The 19,367-nt window shown below is 47.4% G+C and carries 16 protein-coding genes; 14 read left to right on the top strand and 2 right to left on the bottom strand.

Features of this window, described 5'->3' with window-relative positions:
- Positions 1 to 4 precede the first annotated feature (4 nt).
- The 4 genes from accC to ADS79_RS18740 all read left to right on the top strand — a co-directional run bounded on the left by accC (position 5) and on the right by ADS79_RS18740 (position 4,093).
- A complete protein-coding gene (accC, locus tag ADS79_RS18755; protein WP_049739916.1) occupies positions 5 to 1,351 on the top strand; it encodes an acetyl-CoA carboxylase biotin carboxylase subunit in 1,347 nt (448 codons plus the stop codon).
- Positions 1,352 to 1,588: 237 nt separating this feature from the next.
- Positions 1,589 to 2,098 carry a MerR family transcriptional regulator gene (locus ADS79_RS18750; RefSeq protein WP_049739915.1) on the top strand — a complete coding sequence of 170 codons (510 nt, stop codon included), beginning with the start codon at positions 1,589 to 1,591 and terminating at the stop codon, positions 2,096 to 2,098.
- Positions 2,091 to 2,531, top strand: coding sequence for an SRPBCC family protein (locus ADS79_RS18745; RefSeq protein WP_049739914.1), 441 nt, complete (start codon positions 2,091 to 2,093; stop codon positions 2,529 to 2,531). Before ADS79_RS18750 ends, ADS79_RS18745 begins: the two co-directional genes overlap by 8 nt.
- Positions 2,528 to 4,093, top strand: coding sequence for an MFS transporter (locus ADS79_RS18740; RefSeq protein ID WP_049739913.1), 1,566 nt, complete (start codon positions 2,528 to 2,530; stop codon positions 4,091 to 4,093). The genes ADS79_RS18745 and ADS79_RS18740 overlap by 4 nt, the downstream gene beginning before the upstream one ends.
- Positions 4,094 to 4,162: 69 nt before the next feature.
- Here ADS79_RS18740 and ADS79_RS18735 read toward each other — a convergent pair whose 3' ends face one another.
- Positions 4,163 to 4,912 (bottom strand): GTP pyrophosphokinase, encoded by a 750-nt coding sequence (locus ADS79_RS18735; protein ID WP_049739912.1) that lies wholly within the window; start codon positions 4,910 to 4,912, stop codon positions 4,163 to 4,165.
- A 323-nt stretch (positions 4,913 to 5,235) separates the two neighbouring features.
- On the opposite strand from ADS79_RS18735, the gene ADS79_RS18730 reads away from it, so the two are divergent.
- The 8 genes from ADS79_RS18730 (at position 5,236) to ADS79_RS18695 (ending at position 15,132) form a co-directional block, all read left to right on the top strand.
- Positions 5,236 to 6,129, top strand: a complete 894-nt coding sequence (locus ADS79_RS18730; protein ID WP_049739911.1) for a cupredoxin domain-containing protein — start codon at positions 5,236 to 5,238, stop codon at positions 6,127 to 6,129.
- A gap of 126 nt (positions 6,130 to 6,255) precedes the next feature.
- A complete protein-coding gene (locus ADS79_RS18725) occupies positions 6,256 to 6,798 on the top strand; it encodes an RNA polymerase sigma factor (RefSeq protein ID WP_049739910.1) in 543 nt (180 codons plus the stop codon).
- A 6-nt stretch (positions 6,799 to 6,804) separates the two neighbouring features.
- Positions 6,805 to 7,563 (top strand): SDR family oxidoreductase, encoded by a 759-nt coding sequence (locus ADS79_RS18720; RefSeq protein ID WP_049739909.1) that lies wholly within the window; start codon positions 6,805 to 6,807, stop codon positions 7,561 to 7,563.
- 134 nt (positions 7,564 to 7,697) lie between these two features.
- Positions 7,698 to 7,997 (top strand): heterocycloanthracin/sonorensin family bacteriocin, encoded by a 300-nt coding sequence (locus ADS79_RS36755; RefSeq protein ID WP_084765991.1) that lies wholly within the window; start codon positions 7,698 to 7,700, stop codon positions 7,995 to 7,997.
- 158 nt (positions 7,998 to 8,155) lie between these two features.
- Positions 8,156 to 10,096, top strand: coding sequence for a putative thiazole-containing bacteriocin maturation protein (locus ADS79_RS18710; protein ID WP_049739907.1), 1,941 nt, complete (start codon positions 8,156 to 8,158; stop codon positions 10,094 to 10,096).
- Positions 10,097 to 10,143: 47 nt separating this feature from the next.
- Positions 10,144 to 12,039 carry a TOMM precursor leader peptide-binding protein gene (locus tag ADS79_RS18705; RefSeq protein ID WP_049741061.1) on the top strand — a complete coding sequence of 632 codons (1,896 nt, stop codon included), beginning with the start codon at positions 10,144 to 10,146 and terminating at the stop codon, positions 12,037 to 12,039.
- A gap of 22 nt (positions 12,040 to 12,061) precedes the next feature.
- Entirely contained in the window at positions 12,062 to 13,663 is a 1,602-nt protein-coding gene (locus ADS79_RS18700) for a SagB family peptide dehydrogenase (RefSeq protein WP_049739906.1), read from the top strand.
- Positions 13,664 to 13,821: 158 nt separating this feature from the next.
- The gene (locus ADS79_RS18695; protein WP_049739905.1) at positions 13,822 to 15,132 is read left to right on the top strand and encodes an acetamidase/formamidase family protein; all 1,311 of its coding nucleotides are present in this window, start codon (positions 13,822 to 13,824) and stop codon (positions 15,130 to 15,132) included.
- Between the two features lie 69 nt (positions 15,133 to 15,201).
- Here ADS79_RS18695 and ADS79_RS18690 read toward each other — a convergent pair whose 3' ends face one another.
- On the bottom strand, positions 15,202 to 16,443 hold the full coding sequence (locus ADS79_RS18690) for a cysteine desulfurase-like protein (protein ID WP_049739904.1): 1,242 nt from the start codon (positions 16,441 to 16,443) through the stop codon (positions 15,202 to 15,204).
- Between the two features lie 272 nt (positions 16,444 to 16,715).
- Here ADS79_RS18690 and ADS79_RS18685 point away from each other — a divergent pair, with 272 nt between their 5' ends.
- Together ADS79_RS18685 and ADS79_RS18680 are read left to right on the top strand one after the other, a co-directional pair.
- Positions 16,716 to 17,258, top strand: a complete 543-nt coding sequence (locus ADS79_RS18685) for a helix-turn-helix domain-containing protein (protein ID WP_049739903.1) — start codon at positions 16,716 to 16,718, stop codon at positions 17,256 to 17,258.
- 62 nt (positions 17,259 to 17,320) lie between these two features.
- Positions 17,321 to 19,366 (top strand): hydantoinase/oxoprolinase family protein, encoded by a 2,046-nt coding sequence (locus ADS79_RS18680; RefSeq protein ID WP_049739902.1) that lies wholly within the window; start codon positions 17,321 to 17,323, stop codon positions 19,364 to 19,366.
- The last annotated feature ends 1 nt before the right edge of the window (position 19,367 follow it).

Genomic DNA, 19,367 nt, shown 5'->3' with positions numbered 1-19,367 from the left:
AGAAATGTTTACAAAAGTCTTAGTTGCCAACCGCGGTGAAATCGCCGTCAGAATTATTCGTGCGTGCAGAGAATTGGGAATTGCAACGGTTGCAGTCTTTTCCGAAGCGGATCGGGAAGCGCTTCACGTAGAGCTGGCAGATGAAGCGTATTGTATCGGTCCGACTGCCTCCAAGGACAGCTACTTGAATATGGCACGCATAATGACGGTGGCATTGCAAACGAAAGCAGATGCCATTCATCCCGGGTACGGTTTTTTAGCAGAAAATGCATCCTTTGCCCAGCTGTGCCAGGACTGCTCCATTACCTTTATTGGTCCAGACCCGGAAGCGATCTCGAAAATGGGGGACAAGTCGGTAGCAAAATCGACGATGAGCATGGCGAATGTTCCACTCGTACCGGGAACAGAAGGGTTGATCGAGGACATCGAGGAAGCGCTGGAAGTGGCAAAAGAAATCGGTTATCCCGTCATCGTAAAAGCAACTGCTGGTGGCGGCGGTAGAGGAATGCGTGTCGCTTATGACATGGAGGAGCTGGAAAAATCCATTCGCCAGGCGCAAAAGGAAGCAGAAACAGCGTTTGGCAATGCAGGCGTCTACTTGGAGAAATACGTGGAGGAGCCTCGCCACGTAGAAATCCAGATCATGGGAGACAAGTATGGCAATGCCGTTTATCTTGGCGAGCGAGATTGTTCCATTCAGAGACGCCATCAAAAGCTCGTCGAGGAAGCGCCATCTCCTGCTCTGGACGAATTGCTTCGCGACAAAATGGGGCAGGCAGCTGTTGCAGCTGCAAAAGCCGTTCAGTATCATGGAGCTGGAACAGTAGAATTTTTGCTGGATAAGCATGGGAAGTTTTATTTTATGGAGATGAATACGCGTATTCAGGTAGAGCATCCCGTAACGGAGATGATCACGGGAATCGATCTCATCAAAGAGCAGATTTCCGTAGCAGTAGGCAATCCTTTGTCTTTTTCACAGGGTGACGTAAAAATAAATGGTTGGGCGATTGAATGCCGGATAAATGCGGAAAATCCTGCAAAAAACTTCATGCCTTCTCCAGGAAAAGTCACCAACTATTTGCCTCCAGGAGGCTACGGCGTACGCGTAGACAGTGCAGTCTATCCAGGGTATGAGATTTCGCCATTCTACGATTCCATGGTCGCCAAGCTGATTGTTTGGGGCAAGGATCGCAATGAAGCGATTGCCCGCATGAAGCGTGCCTTGGGAGAGTTTGTGATTGAGGGTGTACATACTACGATCCCTTTCCACGAAAAACTGCTGGAGCACACTGATTTTGTAGAGGGCCATTTCGCTACGAACTTTTTGGAAAAGCATACACTGGAGCTATAATCAGAGGGTGAAGACACCTCGGATATAGCGGCCTAACGATAAAAAGCTCTGTAATGGCAATTTCTTTGCTGTTACAGAGTTTTTTCTTACAGCTTCCTTTCACCACATCCCTGGGGTTCCGAAACACGATTAGTCAGCAATGGAAAAAAATTCATATAGATTCTTGACCATTACGTAACGGAACGGTTTATAGTGAAGGTACCGGTAAAACGCTAGCGACCAAGAAAGGAGCTGATCATGAAGCGACAATGGAAAGTCGGAGAAATTGCGAAAATGGCTGGAATTACAATACGAACCTTGCGTTTTTATGATCAGATCGGCTTGTTTTCACCATCCGACTATTCGCCATCTGGATACAGACTCTACACCGAAAAGGACATTTCACGCTTACAGCAAATTTTGTCCTTGAAGGAGCTGGGGCTATCGCTGGAGGAGATTAAAGGCGTTATGTCCGGTGATCAACTAAGCCTGTCAGACATCGTTACCATTCAAATAGACCGCCTGAAAGAAAATATCCGCATGCAGCAGAAGCTTTTGCATGAGCTTGAGAATGTATCGAGTCGGATGCAAAGAAACGAACCGTTTACCGTTGAGCATGTCATGAATATCATGCGGACAATGAAAATGAATCATGAGAAATTTTTCGCCGAGAGAAAATCGAGTATGGATCTCCATCTCGACCGACTTGGTGAATATTTAGACGAGCATCCGGAAGAACCCGGACAAGGAGGCTTCAAAAATGAGTGATAGATCTACCAAACATTCCACATTTGTCATCGAAAGGAACTATAAACATACCCCTGCTCGCGTATTTGCCGCATGGGCGGGTCAAGCAGCCAAAGCCGCCTGGTTTCCTAAAGCTGACGAGTTCGACTTTCGCGTTGGCGGACGCGAATTCAATCGTGGTGGACCACCTGGAGGACCAGCTTACACATTCGATGCCTGCTATCAGGAGATCGTTGAAAATAAGCGAATTGTATACTCATATACTCTGGACGTGGAAGACAAGCGGATGTCTGTCTCCGTGACGACGGTGGAATTTGAGTCTGTGGACGGCGGCACGCACTTGATCTATACCGAGCAGGGCGTTTTTCTGGATGATCTCGATACGCCTGAACAGCGTGAGCACGGAACGAGGTTGATGCTGGATCGGCTCGGAGAGGTTCTGGAGGGCCAATGAAAGCTGCTGCGATAGAATCTAATATGCGAGCTGGTTTGAAGGAATGGATTGGACTTGCGGTGCTTGCATTGCCTGCCTTGCTCGTTTCTGTAGACTTGTCCGTAATGATTCTCGCACTTCCACACATAAGCGTCTCTCTCGGCGCTAACAGCACCGAGCAGCTATGGATCATGGACATATACGGGTTCATGCTCTCAGGGCTTCTGATCACAATGGGCTCGCTTGGAGATCGACTCGGTCGCCGAAAGCTGCTTCTAATCGGCGCAGCGGCATTCGGTTCGGCTTCGGTGTTGGCCGCTTTTTCCTACACCTCTGGAATGCTGATTGCGGCACGCGCGTTGCTCGGCATAGCCGGAGCGACAGTAGCGCCTTCATCTCTGGCATTAATCAGCAATATGTTCAGCGACCATAAGCAGCGCGCCCTCGCCATAGGTATATGGTTCATGTGCTCCATGGGAGGCATGGCGCTTGGCCCTGTAGTCGGCGGGATGGTGCTGGAGCATTTTTCGTGGGGCTCGATTTTTCTACTTGGCGTTCCAGTCATGGCGCTGCTGTTGTTGACAGGGTCCCATCTTTTGCCCGAATATCGAGATACCGCATCTGGTCGATTGGATATGACTAGCGTTATGTTGTCGATGGGAACCATTCTTCCGGCAATTTACGGCCTTAAGGAAATTGCGAAGCAAGGTCTACAGACATGGCCGCTCATGGCCGTTATGGCTGGAGTTGTTTTCGGAGTGTTATTCGTAAGACGGCAGCAACGGTTGGACAGTCCGCTAATCGACTTGCGTCTATTCGCAAACCCTTCCTTCAGCACGGCACTGGGTGGCCTGTTCGGCATTACTTTGACAGGGGCTTCCATGCTTTTCATTTCACAGCATCTTCAATTCGTGGAAGGACTATCACCGCTGCGTGCAGCGATGTGCATGCTGCCGGGGGTGGTTGCATCGATGGCAGGTATGTTGTTTTCACCGATTATTGCTCGGTGGATCAGACCGTCGCTCCTTATCGGAGCAGGTCTTGCCGTCTCAGCGACAGGTTGTATTCTACTATCACAGGTAGGGGAGGGATCTGGACTCTCCATCCTGATCATAGGTTATATCCTTTTTAATGGGGGAGCAGCCCCGCTCGCAAGCTTGTCCAGCGATCTAATTGTCGGCTCGGCCCCGCCAGAGAAAGCGGGTTCGGCGGTGTCCTTGCTTCAGACGAGCGGTGAATTCGCATTCGCTCTAGGAATAGCCGTATTAGGCAGCATTGGTACATACGTGTACCGCACTAACATTGCCGGTTTCCTACCGAAAGATATTCCGACGTTAACAGCTGAAGCCTCCTTCGAAAGTCTGGCTGGGGCTGTCTCGGCCGCAAAAGCTTTGCCCGAATCTAGTGGTTCAACCCTTCTTCATGTCGCCCAGACGGCATTTACCGATGGCATGCATGCTGTTGTGGCGGTTAGCGGCGGACTCATGCTTGCTATCGCCATACTCACCGTGATCATGCTTCGTCATATCCCGCCCATTGGGCAGAAAACACCAGCTGAGCTGAAATTGACTAACCAAGAATAAAGAAGGTCTTGAAAAGCTCACAACGAAAAAAATGGCTGCCCGAAAAACTGGGCAGCCATTTTTGGTAGACTAAACGCCATTCGGGCGGTCACTGAGCAGTCGGAGCAGTGCTTCTGGCAACTGAAACTGCTGGTTGCTTATACTGATTTGCTTTAAATCCTCTCCCCAATCCTCAGCCTGAGCATCTTTTACCTCACTAATTTCGTTATGCAGTCGTTCCATTTTTCGATCGAGAGCTGCGGCGGAGTCGGAAGCTTCCTTTAATTCCTGGAGCAGAGTAGGTGGTACAGTCCGATTGTATTTGTAATAGATTTTATGCTCCAGGCTAGCCCAGAAATCCATTGCGATTGTGCGAATCTGTACCTCAACGCATACGTTTTCCTGTCTGTCAGACATGTAAATCGGAATCTCAATGAGCATATGCAGACTGCGGTACCCGTTTTGCTTCGGATGGGAGATGTAGTCCTCGATTTCGATAATTTTCAAATCGCTCTGGTTTTGCAGCATATCACTGATCCGATAAATATCAGCGATAAAGGAGCAGGTAATTCTGATTCCTGCGATGTCGGTAATATTAGCTTTTATGCTTGGTAACGAAATATCGAGCCCTTTTTTATACAGCTTTTTCAATATACTTTCAGGCGATTTTAGCCTGGATTTAGTATGCTCGATCGGATTGTAATCGTGAAACAGCTGAAATTCCTCTGTCAGGATGTCTATTTTTGTTTCGAATGCATCTAGGGCAAATTTATATGCCATCAAAAATCGAGTAATGTCGTTCTTAAATTTGCGAAATTGTTCCACTGGTAATGTGTTCATCGTATGTATCCTTTCAATAGGGGATAGTGTCCAAAAAACGGATAATCTCTACGGTAAGCTGTACATGTCGTAAAGCAAGATATGTTTTTGGCAAAGGACTGCTTCGAATTATTTACCTAGCTATAGTTAATACGGTCGCGTGTGGGGGTTAGTTACTCATCTCATAGTATAACGTCTCGGCTCACGCAAAAGCCAGAGCGTGGGTCATCGATTCTTTGCGTAAAGTGTTTTCTAGTAACTTAAATGCACGGCATACTAGTTGTCCTGTTTCGCCCGGAGCGGACATATCCTTTAGAGAGGTAAATATACTACGGGGTGGTATCATGAACGCGACAGCACAAGTGTTGTTCTATTTAGTTTTCACATACGTATGCTTCACTTGGTTTGTTTGGCGCAAGCGAAATAAGCTCGAACCGATGATCTGCATGGTAAGCGGAATGACTCTCGGAATGATGGTTGGACTGATCGCTGGACTGGTTCTCGGTGTCTTATTCAAAGGCGAGCTTGCCTATTCTACGATGCTGGCCATTGCGATAGGCACTTTTTCCGGATTGATTTTCGGTATTCCTCTATCCATTCTGACCATGATCGAAGGAGCACTTGCAGGATTAATGGCTGGAATGATGGGGGCGATGCTCGGGGAAATGGTTCCTTTTGAACAGGTAGAGTCTCTCTTGTTCTTGTTCATCATGCTCTACACGTTTTGCATCATGCTCCTGACCAGACAGATCGCGATTTCTACAGATGAGAAAGGTCATCCACAAAAACGCTTTGGTTTGCAGCACCCTCTAGTTGGAGCGATACTACTGATCGGAGTGTTTCTCTGGTTTCAATCTTTCCTGTCGCCATCCCATCCTCCCACACAGGAAGCAAAGCGAAGTGTCGAGCTTGTGGCCTCTGATTATTTTTATCATCCCCAGCAAATTGTGCTAAAAAAGGGAGAGGAAATAAAGGTAACCTACCATAATCAAGGAAAGCTCGAGCATGTCGTAGAAATCGTCTCTAAGGGAAATATCGTCGTGGTACCATACGCAGACGCATCCGCGCATGTACATATGCATGCCGCAAAGTCGACGGGTGAGCTGCATTTGTATGCGCAGCCAGGAGAGAGTGTATCGTATATGATTCGAGCGACGGCTGATGGCGTGTACCCTTTTTACTGTACGATACCGGGGCACAAAGAAAAGGGAATGGTAGGGAGCCTGATAGTAAAATAGACGGATTGTCATTTCCGGATCGATAGTCGTTTGAATATGCCTTTTTCATGTTTATAAAATAATGTCGTATGCCAAGGGAACTTTTTCATTTTGAGAAAGGTCTAATGCGGTGAAAGGAGGTCTAATATGAGGGAGCATCAAGATTTTTCAGGATTAGAAAAATCTCAGTTGGTAGAAACCTTGACTACGCATCAACAGGATGTCCGGAATTACGCTTACTATATCACCGGGAAACAAGACTGGGCTGATGAAATCACACAGGAGGTTTTCCTAAAGGCATGGAAAGCATTGCATTTATTCCGCCAAGAATCCTCTCTGAGAACATGGCTGTTTACCATTACCCGAAACGTATCTCATGATTACAGACGCAAATGCTCAGACAAGCGAATATGGCTGGAAACCACCACTCTCCGATATATCGAAGCAAGCCCTTCCGCTGAGAACGATTTTTTTAAGAATAATGACAAAAAGACAATCTGCAAGCTAGTAGGTACGCTGCCATCTGGCTTTCAGGACGTATTTGTGCTGGATGCGAACTATGAGAGGAGTATGGAAGAAATCGCGCATATCCTGCAAATTTCCATTGGTACCGTTAAATCTAGGCTGTACAGAGCACGGAGAAAACTATCTACTTCGCTTGTAAACGAGGGGATTCAGATTCGGATTTAGGATTTGATGAATAAAAAAGGAAGTAATGAGGAGCGGATAGGATTGGATTGTTCATTGTCAGAAAAAGTGATTGTCATTATCGGGGGCAGCTCTGGTATTGGATTTGCCACGGCACAAGCCGCATATAAAAAAGGCGCCAACGTCGTTATCTCAGGACGTTCAGCAACCAGGCTTCAGGAAGCAAAAAAAGCAATCGGCGAACACTTACAAACATTCGTAGTCCATATGACAGATGAATCTTCTATTCAAAACATGTTTGCACAGTTAAAACAGGTAGATCATTTATTTGTCACCGCTGCAAATGTGGTTTTGGGTCCAATCCTAGAGACGGAGTGCGACGAATTGAAATCGACGATGGAGAGCAGGTTCTGGGGATCTTATTATGCTGCAAAATATGCAGCGAAAAAAATGAAAGAAAATGGGTCTATTACCTTCATGTCCGGTACATCAACATGGAAACCAACTGTCGGTGGGGCTGTAGCGGCTGCATCTGGAGCAGCTGTTGAAGCGTTATGCCGGAGCCTGGCAGTAGAGCTTTCCCCCATTCGTGTAAACACCATTAGCGCTGGAGCTGTCGATACGAATTTGCTGAACTCCATTTTTGGTGAGAAGCGAGAAGAAATTGTAAAGCACTTAAGAAATACATTACCTGTTAGGTGTATAGGGGAGCCAGAGGATATTGCTGATGCCGCTTTGTATCTGATGCAGAACCGATACACTACTGGCACGGTACTGTCAGTGGATGGAGGGTCCCTACTTACGTAATGACCATTGAAGAGAGCCAACGCGAGCAGCTCATCATTCTAGGCTTCAAAAAATGGGCTCATTCAATAGGAACGAACACCCATAGCCGCTTCATAAATGTAGAGTAGTAACACGAAGTGGCGGAGGTGAAAAGGATGGATGATTTTAAAAAAGAAGTAAAAAAGCTTAAAGCAGCTGAATTCAAGTCAGATCAAGTAACCCCTTGGGATAAGCAAAGAATGAACGAAGGCACTATGGTACGACATGGTTGCGGTAGATGTGGCGGATGTGGACGTTGTGGAGGAGGTCGTTGTAGCTGCTCATGTAGTTGTTCATGCAGTTGTTCATGCAGTTGTAGTTGCTCGTGCAGTTGTTCATGCAGCTGCTTCTGTACCTGCTCATGCAGTTGCTTTTTCGTCATTCCGATATCCAACCGTTGTAATTCGAATTATTGAAAAGATAAGCCTTCCAGTACAAAGCTCCTGTCAAGCAATACAAAAGCGACAGGAGCTTTGCTTTTTTATGTTGGAATGATGGACAAAGAGCGACTCATAGAATGAGCGTGACACACATGGCGCAAAGTGGTAGAAGATTCGAGGTAAGGAGGAATAATATGGTGAATTTGAATCCAGCGATGCGTCTAAAAGTGAAGCGTGACACGTTTTATTTGCCGAATCCGGATGGAAGCGTGTATTTTCGCAATAACATCGGAACCTTTCAGATGGAAGGAGAAATGATTGATCAGTGGGTCGAGCGACTGCTACCCATGTTCAACGGAGAGCACACTCTCGAAGAAATAACGGATGATCTGCCGGAAGAATACCAGAAGCAGATATACGAAATAGCAAACAGTCTGTTTCAGAATGGATTTGTTCAGGATAAAAGCAAAGATATTCCCCATCAGTTGCCCGCTCATGTGCAAGAGGTGTATGCAGCACAAATCGCGTTTTTAGACGAGATGGAAGGGTCTGGGGGATACCTTTTTCAGTCGTATCGGAGTGAAAAAGCTCTGGCTGTCGGTTCTGGACCGTTTTTTCTTGCCTTGATATCGGCATTGCTGGAGTCTGGGAAGGCACAATTTCATTATTGGATCACCGGCAACGATCACACCAATCGAAAGCGATTGGAGGAGTTGATTGCCTATGCGCGACAAAAAGATCCAGATGTAGAGCTGACTGAGCTATATATGGGCGAGCAGACGTCAGGCACGTGGCGAGAGGCAATTTCTCCATTTTCAGCTGTTTTATACGTATCGGAGAAGGGAGAGATGAATGAGCTTACAGCGCTCCAATCACTCTGCAAAGAGAATGGAAAAGTATTTATCCCGGCTACGTTTTTTTGCCAAAGAGGGATAGCAGGTCCATTGGTTCATTCATCCTCCGAAGCGTGCTTTGAATCGGCATGGCGTCGTTTGCATCAATGCTCGCTTGGCGCAGATCCCATGCAGCATTCTTTTTCAATGACGGCTGCCGCGCTTTTGGCAAATGTGATTGTTTTTGAATGGTTCAAATACACAACAGGGCTATCAACCTTTGATAACACTAACAAGCTGTACCTATTGAATCTGGAGACGTTGGAAGGGGGATGGAAATCCTTTTTGCCCCATCCGCTGGTAAAAGGACTAGAAAAGCTGCAAAAGGAAAAGCCAAGTGAGCAGCTTTTAGAGGCTAGGGAAAAACAAGCTGCGGGGAGATACCATTCCGTTTTTCATTCGTGGACGTCCGAGGAAACGGGAATTTTTCATACCTGGGAAGAGGGAGAGCTAAAGCAGCTGCCCCTCGCACAATGCCAGGTTCAGTCCGTTGATCCACTTTCGTCTGGACCCGCCGAGCTATTGCCCGTTGTTGTGTGTGCTGGTCTCACCCATGACGAAGCGCGTAAAGAAGCGGGCTTGGCTGGTGTAGAGATGTACGTGTCGCGGATTGTTTCTCAGCTACTTCATGAGCACGAGGATATGCCTTTTGCGTTCCAAAAAGCTGTTGGCTTCGGGGCCGGAGAGACAGTCGAAGAGGGGCTGTGCAGGGCGCTTCGTCACTGCTTGACAGAGGTATTCGGGAAACAGCAGGGGAGAAAGATCACGAAAGCTGCTCGTGTGCAAATCACGTCGCTGGATGATAAAAGATCGCAATTTTATTTACGTTCACTGGCAACCATGGGAGAAAAGCCAATCATCGGGATAGGTGAAAAGGTACTGGGATTTCCTGTGTATTGGGTTTGCACGAAAAAAGGCTGGCATGGCAGTGTTGGTTTAGATGATACAGAGGCCTTGCGCAGTGCATTGTTATATGCGCTGATGGAGGTACAGAATCAGCCTATATACAACAAGGGGATGTATTCCTTGTCAACACATGCGATTGATCTGACTGAATCAGAAAAAGAGTGGGCTATCATTACCCAAAATGACTTGACTGAAAGCGATAGTTGGGATGAGGCGCAGATTGTACTCAAGCGTCATAACAAGTGCCCGGTTGTATTTTCAGCTGCAGTTGAACCATTTTTGCGAGAAGGACTCGGTGGGGTGTTCGCTCTGCTCCTTAGAGAGGAGGGCACATAGTGAAAAATACGAAAATTACGGTGATTGGGGAAGGCTTGCTGGCAAATATGGTATCTGAGCATCTAGAAATGGACTATGATATCATTCGCCAGTCAACCTGGAACCCGGATATGCCGCACGTGAACCTCGTACTTGATATGCACGATGCATGGCATCCTTCTGAAATTCTTGAGCAGGAAAAATGGCTGCAGTCTTCAGGCATTACATGGTTACGTGCCTTCATTTCGTTTGGAGAGGCAATCGTAGGTCCCGTGGTACGTCCCGGTATTCCTGGGTGCTCTAGGTGCGCTGATATGCGGCGTCTCATGGCAGGTAGGGATCGCAAGGAAATGTGGGGAATTCAATCCAAGCTCAGCGCAACCGGCGGGAATCAAAGGGATGCTTGGATTTCTCACAATGGTCTCATACAGGTGACCCAATATGTAAAAGCCGAAGTACACCGGCTTGTAAAGGGGGAGAAGCCACAGCTTCATGAACATGTACAGATCATTGATTTGCAATCATTGACGAGTACGCGACACTTTTTTCTCGCTGATCCCTTATGTCCCGTATGCAGTCCGTTGCCTGACGACACTCCGGAACGAGCGCGGATTACCTTACAGGCTAATCCAAAGCCGAATCCAGACAGCTATCGAACAAAATCGATGCATGACTTGAAAAAGGCATTGCAATCCGAATATTTGGATTCGCGAATCGGTTTTATCAATGGAAAAATGCGTGATCTCACCTCTGTGTTTGCAGATGTCAGCGTCAATTTGCCCTTGTTCACGCAGGATGAAGGCACGGCTGGCAGAACGAATTCGTATGCAGACAGTGAGTTGACAGCCATTTTGGAGGGGGTGGAGAGATATTGTGGTCTTGCTCCGCGTGGCAAACGGACGGTCGTTCGTGATTGCTACGACAATTTGGCAGAGCATGCCCTCGATCCGAGATTGGTTGGCTCGCATACAGAGGAGCAGTACGCGCAGTCAGGCTTTCCTTTCCGCCCATTTGAAACGAAGCGACCGATGAATTGGGTCTGGGGCTATTCTTTTTTGCAGGAGCGCCCGATTTTAGTGCCGGAATTGATCGCTTATTACAGTTTGGGCTTCGGGGAAGGAATCGTTTTTGAGACGTCCAATGGCTGTGCGCTCGGTGGGAGCCTGGAGGAAGCCATTTTTTACGGAATACTGGAGGTTGTCGAGCGTGATGCGTTCTTACTGACCTGGTACGCACAATTGCAATTGCCGCGACTTGATCCGTCTTCAGCAGATGATCGAGAGCTCCAATTGATGATCGATCGACTGCAGACCGTTACGGACTACGATTTCTTCATCTACAATGCGACCATGGAAAACGGTATTTCGAGCGTTTGGACAATCGCAAAGAACCGTACGCAAAAAGGGCTCAATCTGGTTTGCGCTGGTGGAGCACATCCCGATCCGATCCGTGCGGTTAAAAGCTCGCTTCATGAGTCAGCAGCCATGTTGATTGGATTGACCGACAAATTCGAGGCGAATCGGGAAAAATACCTCCGCATGTTTCACGACTCAGCGCTCGTGCAGAAAATGGATGATCATGCGATGCTCTATAGCTTGCCAGAGGCAGAAGAGCGTCTTCGTTTTTTACTCGATGACACCAGACCGATACAAACATTCGCAGACGCGTTCACAGCAAGGAAGAAGCATCATGACCTCACAGATGATCTGCGTGACTTGCTCGGAATTTTTCGGAACCTGGATATGGATGTGATTGTTGTTGACCAGACTACCCCTGATGTTCGCAGAAATGGGCTGACATGTGTGCGTGTACTCATTCCCGGGATGCTTCCTATGACATTCGGACATCATCTTACGCGGATAAAAGGCTTGGAAAGAGTCCGACAGGTTCCTGTAACACTGGGCTATGCAAAGGAACCACTTCGCGATGACCAATTAAATCCGCATCCCCATCCATTTCCATAAAGCATAGCTGGGAGGAAGCAGGATGAGTCTGGATTCCTTTATCCATCACCTTCATTTTGACATTGAAAAAGTCAATCCGCCTGAATTTGATGTTGACTGGGAGGATGCTCCGCTCCCATACAAGTTGTATCGGGGTTTGCCTACTCTATCGCTTCCTACGGAAATTCCGTTGTCGCTCACTGGACAAAAAATACAAAGCGGTAACAAGCAACCATCCTTGCCGCAAATAGGTGCTATTCTATGGTATTCGTATGGTGTTACGCAGCTGAGTCAAGCTGTTTTGCCAATGTCTTCCGAGCAGGATGAAGTTCTATATTTCCAGTCCAATCGGCGGTTTCTTCCTTCGGGCGGGGGTTTGTATCCAAGCGAATTGTATGTATATTTGAAGCTAAATGATCTGGCCCATGGTATTTATCACTACGATGCTGCGCACCATCGCTTGGTACTCTTGCGAGAAGGAAATTTTGATACGTACCTCACCCAGGCAGTAGGATGGAATTGTGACCTGAACGCTTGTTTTGGAGCTTTCTTTGTATCTACCTTTTTCTGGAAAAATTTCTTTAAGTACCATCATTTTTCGTACCGACTGCAAGGACTCGATGCGGGTGTGCTGCTCGGACAATTGCTGTCTGCAACGAAGGAGCTTGGCGTATCGTCAGGAGTATGTTTTCAATTTTTGGATCGTGCGGTGAATCATCTGCTTGGTCTATCGGAACAGGAAGAGAGCGTGTACGCCATAGTACCTCTTACTGTCCAACCGGATTTAACATGGGATTCAATGAAAGAGACAGAAGGAAAGAGGCGGCAGAAGGCTGCAACTGCAGCGCAGCTGATACAAGAGCTACCACAGCTTTTTCATACACATTATGTGAAATCGAAGAATAGAAAAGATCCATTGCTCCCCCGCAGGATGAATGAGGCAGCAATGATCGAATCCACCAGCTCCTTTTTTGAGGGTGCTGCCAGTAAGCTTTCAAAAATAAAAGGTTCAAGAATTTCTTTGCCTATAGAGGATTGGCCAGAGATTAATTTTGCACAATACTGTCGGAATCGATTATCGCCTGAAATGGATTTTATGATGGGGCAGATCAAGCTTTCACAACTCTCGCGATTGCTGCATGAAGCCATAGGCTCCTTTTCGTACCGGAATGATTTGGGGGACGGGCAGGAGGTAGTAGCGCAGCGCCTGGCGTTAGCTGTTTGTCTTCATCAGGTTGAAGGGCTAGGGGATGGTGCGTACCAATTTGATTACCAAGACAACTCTCTTGCTCTCATTCAACATGGAGATCATCGCTTAAAGCTGCAGATGGGATTGACGATGGATAATGTGAACTTGTATCAGGTGCCGTTGTGCTTTCACGTGATTGGGGAAAGTGATCAAATGATGAGTCATAGAGGGCCACGCGGTTATCGTATTCAACAGATGGAGGCAGGCATGGTTGTCCACCGCTTGCTGGTGTCTGCCTATGCGAGCGGTATGGGAGGGCATCCATTGCTTGGGTATGATGCGCGGCTATGTGACGAAATTTATCAAATCCGACCCAAACAGAAAACAAGTCTGATTCAAATACCAGTAGGTCCTTATCGCCATCGCCCGCGGTTGCAGGGAGGCTTGCATGGATAAAAGAGAGATCAGACACAAAGCTGCCCATTTCTAGTAGAACTGTACTGGAGATGGGTATCTTTTTTTCAAAATGATGTGAAAAAGAAGTATACTAGTTATGTAGCCATGAACATAGAAAAACGGTCATTCGTTTTTCTTAAAGCAAAGGAGAAATGTATATGGAAAAGGGAAAAGCCCAACAAACTGTATATGTGAATACCTTTATTAATGGCATTTTGGACCCTTCGCAGCCGATGCTTGGACCCGTGAAAGACGGAGGATACATCGTGGCGAATACGACGCCTGGATGCTGGGGGCCGATGATTACACCTGCTCTTCGCGGTGGTCATGAAGTAACCCAGCCTGTCTATGTAGAAGGGGCAAAGGTTGGGGATGCGATCGCAATCCGTATCAAATCGATCGAAGTGACCTCTATGGCGACTGCCTCTGGGAACGAAAGAACGATCGAAGGAAGATTTCTCGGTGATCCGTTTGTAGCGGCAAAATGCCCTGGTTGTGGTACGCTTTACCCGGCGACCCGGATCGAAGGAATTGGCCCCGAATCCATTCGATGCGCAGAATGTGGCTCGGATACGACTCCATTTACTTTTACAAATGGCTATACCATCGGTTTTGATGAGAAAAAAGAATTCGGTGTCACTCTGCCGAAAGAAGCAGCTGAGAAAATTGCCCAGAATGGCCATTACTATATGAATACACCTGAGCATTCGGTGCAAAATCCGGTTGTGACCTTTGCACCGCATGATCTCGTTGGTGTGGTGGCACGTGTTCGTCCTTTTCTGGGACAACTAGGGACAACCCCGTCACATCCGATGCCAGACTCACACAATGCGGGAGATTTCGGTTCATTTTTGCTCGGTGCTCCACATGAATATGCATTAACCCAGGAACAACTAAATCAGCATAAAACAGATGGTCATATGGATATTAACCGGGTCAGAGAGGATGCCGTTCTGATTTGCCCGGTGAAGGTTCCCGGCGGTGGTGTCTACCTGGGAGATATGCATGCTATGCAAGGCGATGGAGAAATTGCTGGTCATACGACGGATGTTTCCGGAATCGTTACCTTGCAGGTTCATGTCATTCCAAATTTAAATATTGATGGACCGATCCTGCTGCCAGTGGAGGAGGACCTGCCTTATTTGGCAAAGCCTTTTACTGAAGCAGAAAAAGAAAAAGCGCTGAAGTACGCGAAATCGTGGGAGCTACATGCGATCGAGGATTCTCTTCCCGTGTCCTTTATCGGGACAGGCGCTAATTTGAATGAAGCAACGGAGAACGGGTTGAACCGAGCTGCTGAAGTGCTGGGTGTGACCGTACCAGAAGTGTTGAATCGCGCGACCATCACAGGCTCGATCCAAATTGGCCGTCACCCTGGCGTCGTAACCGTTACTTTCCTGGCGCCTACTGATCTACTTGACAAGATTGGAATACGAGAGCTAGCCAAGGAACAATATGGACGTGTATAAATGTAACAAAGTCAAAGACCCGAGATATCTGTCTCGGGTCTTTCCTATAGTTGCATCTAATAATCGGTATCAGCCAGCAAGGATTTGTTTTAGTCCGTCAATCAATCGCTCTACCTCTTCCTCCGTATTATAGGGAGCCAGCCCGGCTCGAATCCAGCCGCCATGCTCTCGAACCCCGATCTTTTCTGCCAGAGTCGATGCGTAAAAATCACCGTCAGCAATGAAAATACTGTACTCCTCACATAGCCTAGAGCAAATATCACGTGGTTCATAGCCTGCTATGCGAAACGCGATGGTTGGTGTTTTCGGTACATGTTCATCAGCTTGATACAGCGTAACACCGTCGATTTCTCCCAGACCTTTTCTCAGCTTTTCGGCCAGCTTATTTTCATAGTCTTCGAGTAGCGCATACCCCGAGCGGATTTGTTCGTAAAGCGAATCACCTGCACCCAATCCGGCAATGAATTCAATGGCTGGCTTGATTCCCGCGATGCCTTCATGATTTTGTGTACCTGTTTCCAGCTTATCCGGGATAAAGGAAGGAGCAGGTGCCAATTTATATACATCCAGCGCTTCAAATATCGGTTTTCGGATAACTGCAATCCCGACATGAGGACCGAAAAATTTATAGGCAGAGCATAGCAAGAGATCGGCACCGATAGCATCACGATCAATGGCAAAATGCGGAGCAGCATGTACGGCGTCTACAGCGACGAGAATGCCTTTGTCCCGCGCTTTTTGCGAGATGAAAGCAAGATCGTTAATCGTTCCTACTGCATTGGAGGCGAGGCCAACGGCAATCAGCTTTGTCTTCGAGGTGAGCAGTGAATCGAGCTCATCTAGCTGAAGCGTAAGGGTATGGGGGTCCACCTTTAACCAGCGGATCGTCATTCCCCGATCTTTGGCGATGGCAAGCCATGGATCAACATTGGCGCGGTGATCTAGCTCGGATACCACGATTTCGTCGTCTTCCTGCCATTGCCGTCCGAGTGCTCGGGCAATCGCATATGTAAGGGTAGTCATGTTTGCGCCGAAGGCAATCTCTTCCGGATCGGCATGAAAAAGCTGCGCCACAGCTTGCTTTGCGTCGGCGATGTGCGTTTCCGTTTCACGACTGGAAGGAAAAGCTCCGTGTAGATTCGCACCTCCGTTTGCCATATACGCATAGATCGCATCCATGGAGGACTTTACGACTTGGGAGCCACCAGGTCCATCCAAATAAGCGACAGGCTTTCCTTTGTAGGTGCGTTTCAATGCAGGAAATTGTTCACGAACAGCCTCAATGGGGAATCGTTCGGTCGTCATTGTCATACGCCACGTCTCCTTTATTCATCAATGAGTAGAGCTGTCTACCTGCCTTCATTATTATCCATTAATTCTGAATAATCAATGCATTTGTCGTGATTAAACGGTCTAGTAAAAACGTATACGATGCGCATTTACTGTAAAAAATGAAGTTATAAAAGAAATAATTATTGTATTACAGCAATTAATTGTAGTATTATCATAACAGTTAAAGAATATATGGAATTGTCATGCTACTTCTTCAATTCTGTAAGTAATCGAATGAGAAGGTGAATCCTATGGACGATATTCATAAGAAGATCAAGGAAATACGACTGGAGCAGGGACTTACACTCAAGGATTTGAGCGAAAAGACAAGTCTATCCGTCAGTTTTTTATCACAAATTGAGCGTGGTGCATCATCCGTGGCGATTACGTCTTTGAAAAAAATTGCGGATGCCTTTGGGGTGACCATGACTTTTTTCTTCGAAGAGCAAGTGAATCCCAACTACCATGTGAAATCAGAGCAGCAAAAGCCGTTTCAGGTAGAAGGCTCCGCTACTTCCTTTGTTCGATTGGGTGGAGAATTTCCGAAGCGTTCACTGGAACCGATGATCGTCAAGCTCGCTCCCAACCAAAAGAAAGAGCAAACCTTCAGCCACCCTGGCGAAGAGTTTTACTATGTGCTAAAAGGTGCGGCATTGTTTGAAATTGCAGGGGAGGAATACTTCGTTCGTCAAGGCGAATCGATTCATTTTCCATCTCACATCGAACATGAATATGAGAATCCGCTAAGCGAAGAGACGATGCTGCTTTGCGTATTGACGCCAGTCATTTTTTAAACTAGAGCCTTATTTACCCGAAACAAACATGATTTCGCATCGGTATAACAGGGAGGATTCCTATGAGAGTGGCAACAGATATTGGTGGCACGTTTACTGATCTTGTTTATGTGGATGAGCAGGGAGATATCGGCGTTGCGAAAAGTCCGACAACGCCGCCTAAGTTTGAACAGGGTGTTCTGGACGTAATTGAAGTGAGCGGTATTGAAAAAGAAGCGATTCATACATTCATTCACGGCTCTACAGTCGTCATCAATACACTGACTGAACGAAAAGGGGTAAAGACAGGGCTGATTACGACAAAGGGCTTCCGCGATGTGCTGGAGATTGCTCGTGGGAACCGCCCTGATCTGTTTAACATTCGCTATGACAAGCCGGAGCCGTTCGTTCCTCGGCATTTGCGAATGGAGGTAGAAGAACGCTTGAATCATTTGGGGGAAGTTGTGACTCCTCTTCAAATTGAGCAAGTGAAAGGGCTTGTCGCTCATTTTCAACAAGAAGATGTGAAAGCGATTGCAGTGGCATATTTGCACGCGTACGTAAATCCTGCACACGAGCAGCAGACTGTTGCGCTCATCAAGGAATTGTGGCCTGACGTCTTTGTAACCGCTTCGCATGAGGTAACCAAGGAATGGCGCGAGTATGAGCGAACGAATACAGCGGTGCTGAACTCTTACGTGAAGCCGACCGCTGCCTCCTATATAGACAAGCTTCAAGGAAAATTGAAGGCGAATCAGGTAAATAGCTTTAACTTCATCATGCAATCAAACGGTGGAACGACAACATTTGAGCAAGCGAAGGAAACGCCGATCAATATGGTCGAGTCTGGTCCGGTAGCCGGTGTATACGGTGCGGCTGTCTTGGGCGAATTGATCGGTGAGACGAACCTGATCGCCTTTGACATCGGGGGAACGACTGCCAAATGCTCGCTGATCGACAAAGGCGAAGTGAAGGTATCAACGGATTATTACATTGAGCGCTCCGAGAGAAGTGCAGGCTATCCGATGAAGGTGCCAGTGGTGGATATTATCGAAATCGGCAATGGCGGCGGTTCCATCGCATGGATTGATGACGCAGGCTCGTTAAAAGTAGGGCCGCAATCTGCTGGCGCACTGCCAGGTCCAGTCGCCTACGGCTTAGGTGGAACCGCACCAACCACAACAGATGCCAATCTCATCGTCGGTCGCCTGGCAGCACGCAATTTCGGATACAATGTCGATCTGGAAAAAGTAAAGGCAGCGATAAAAGAAACGGTAGCTGACCACTTCGAGCTGTCTGTCGAGGAAGCGGCATTGGGAATGATTCGCATCGCAGATTCCAACATGCTGAATGCACTGAAGCTCGTTTCCGTCCGAAAAGGGTATGACCCTCGAGACTTTACCTTGGTAGCGTTTGGCGGTGGCGGACCGATGCACGCTCCGATTTTAGCTAAAGAGCTTGGTGTAAAAAAGGTCGTCGTTCCAACAGCCTCTGCCGTCTTTTCTGCATGGGGAATGCTCATGACCGACTTGCGTCGCGATTACATCCAAACCTACATCAAACGTTTGGAACAGGTTGATCCGGCTGAAATCAACCAGGCATGGAGCTTTTTGGAGGATGACGCGTGGCAGCAATACGAAAAAGATGGGCTTTCGCGTGAAGCAGTTGTGTTTGCTCGCTTTGCCGATATGCGTTACGTCGGGCAAGAGCACACGGTAAAAGTACAGGTACCGAATGGCGAATGGACAAAAGAATCATTCACTGAGGTTGTGAATCGATTCCATCAGCTCCATGAAAAAACGTTCACGTATAAGCTGGAGCAAACCGAGACCGAAATCGTTTCTTTGCACCTGACAGCGTTTGGCAATGTGAAAAAGCCAACACTGAAGCAGCTCGAACAAACGGGAATAGCTGCAAATGAAGCGATCATCGAAGAACGGGATGTCTATTTTCAAGGCGCTGGCTGGGTGAAAACCAAAGTGTATGACAGGAACAAATTGGCAGCAGGCGCAACGTTTATGGGACCCGCTATTGTTGAAGAGCGGTCTTCGTCGACAGTGATGCACCCTGGGCAGTCACTTGTTGTGGATGAATACGGCAACCTGATTATCCATACGGGAGTGAACTAAG

The sequence above is a fragment of the Brevibacillus reuszeri genome (assembly GCF_001187725.1).
GTDB classification, from domain to species: Bacteria; Bacillota; Bacilli; order Brevibacillales; family Brevibacillaceae; genus Brevibacillus; species Brevibacillus reuszeri.
Note: the sequence above shows the minus strand (reverse complement) of the source record. Positions and strands in the feature narration are given on the sequence as shown.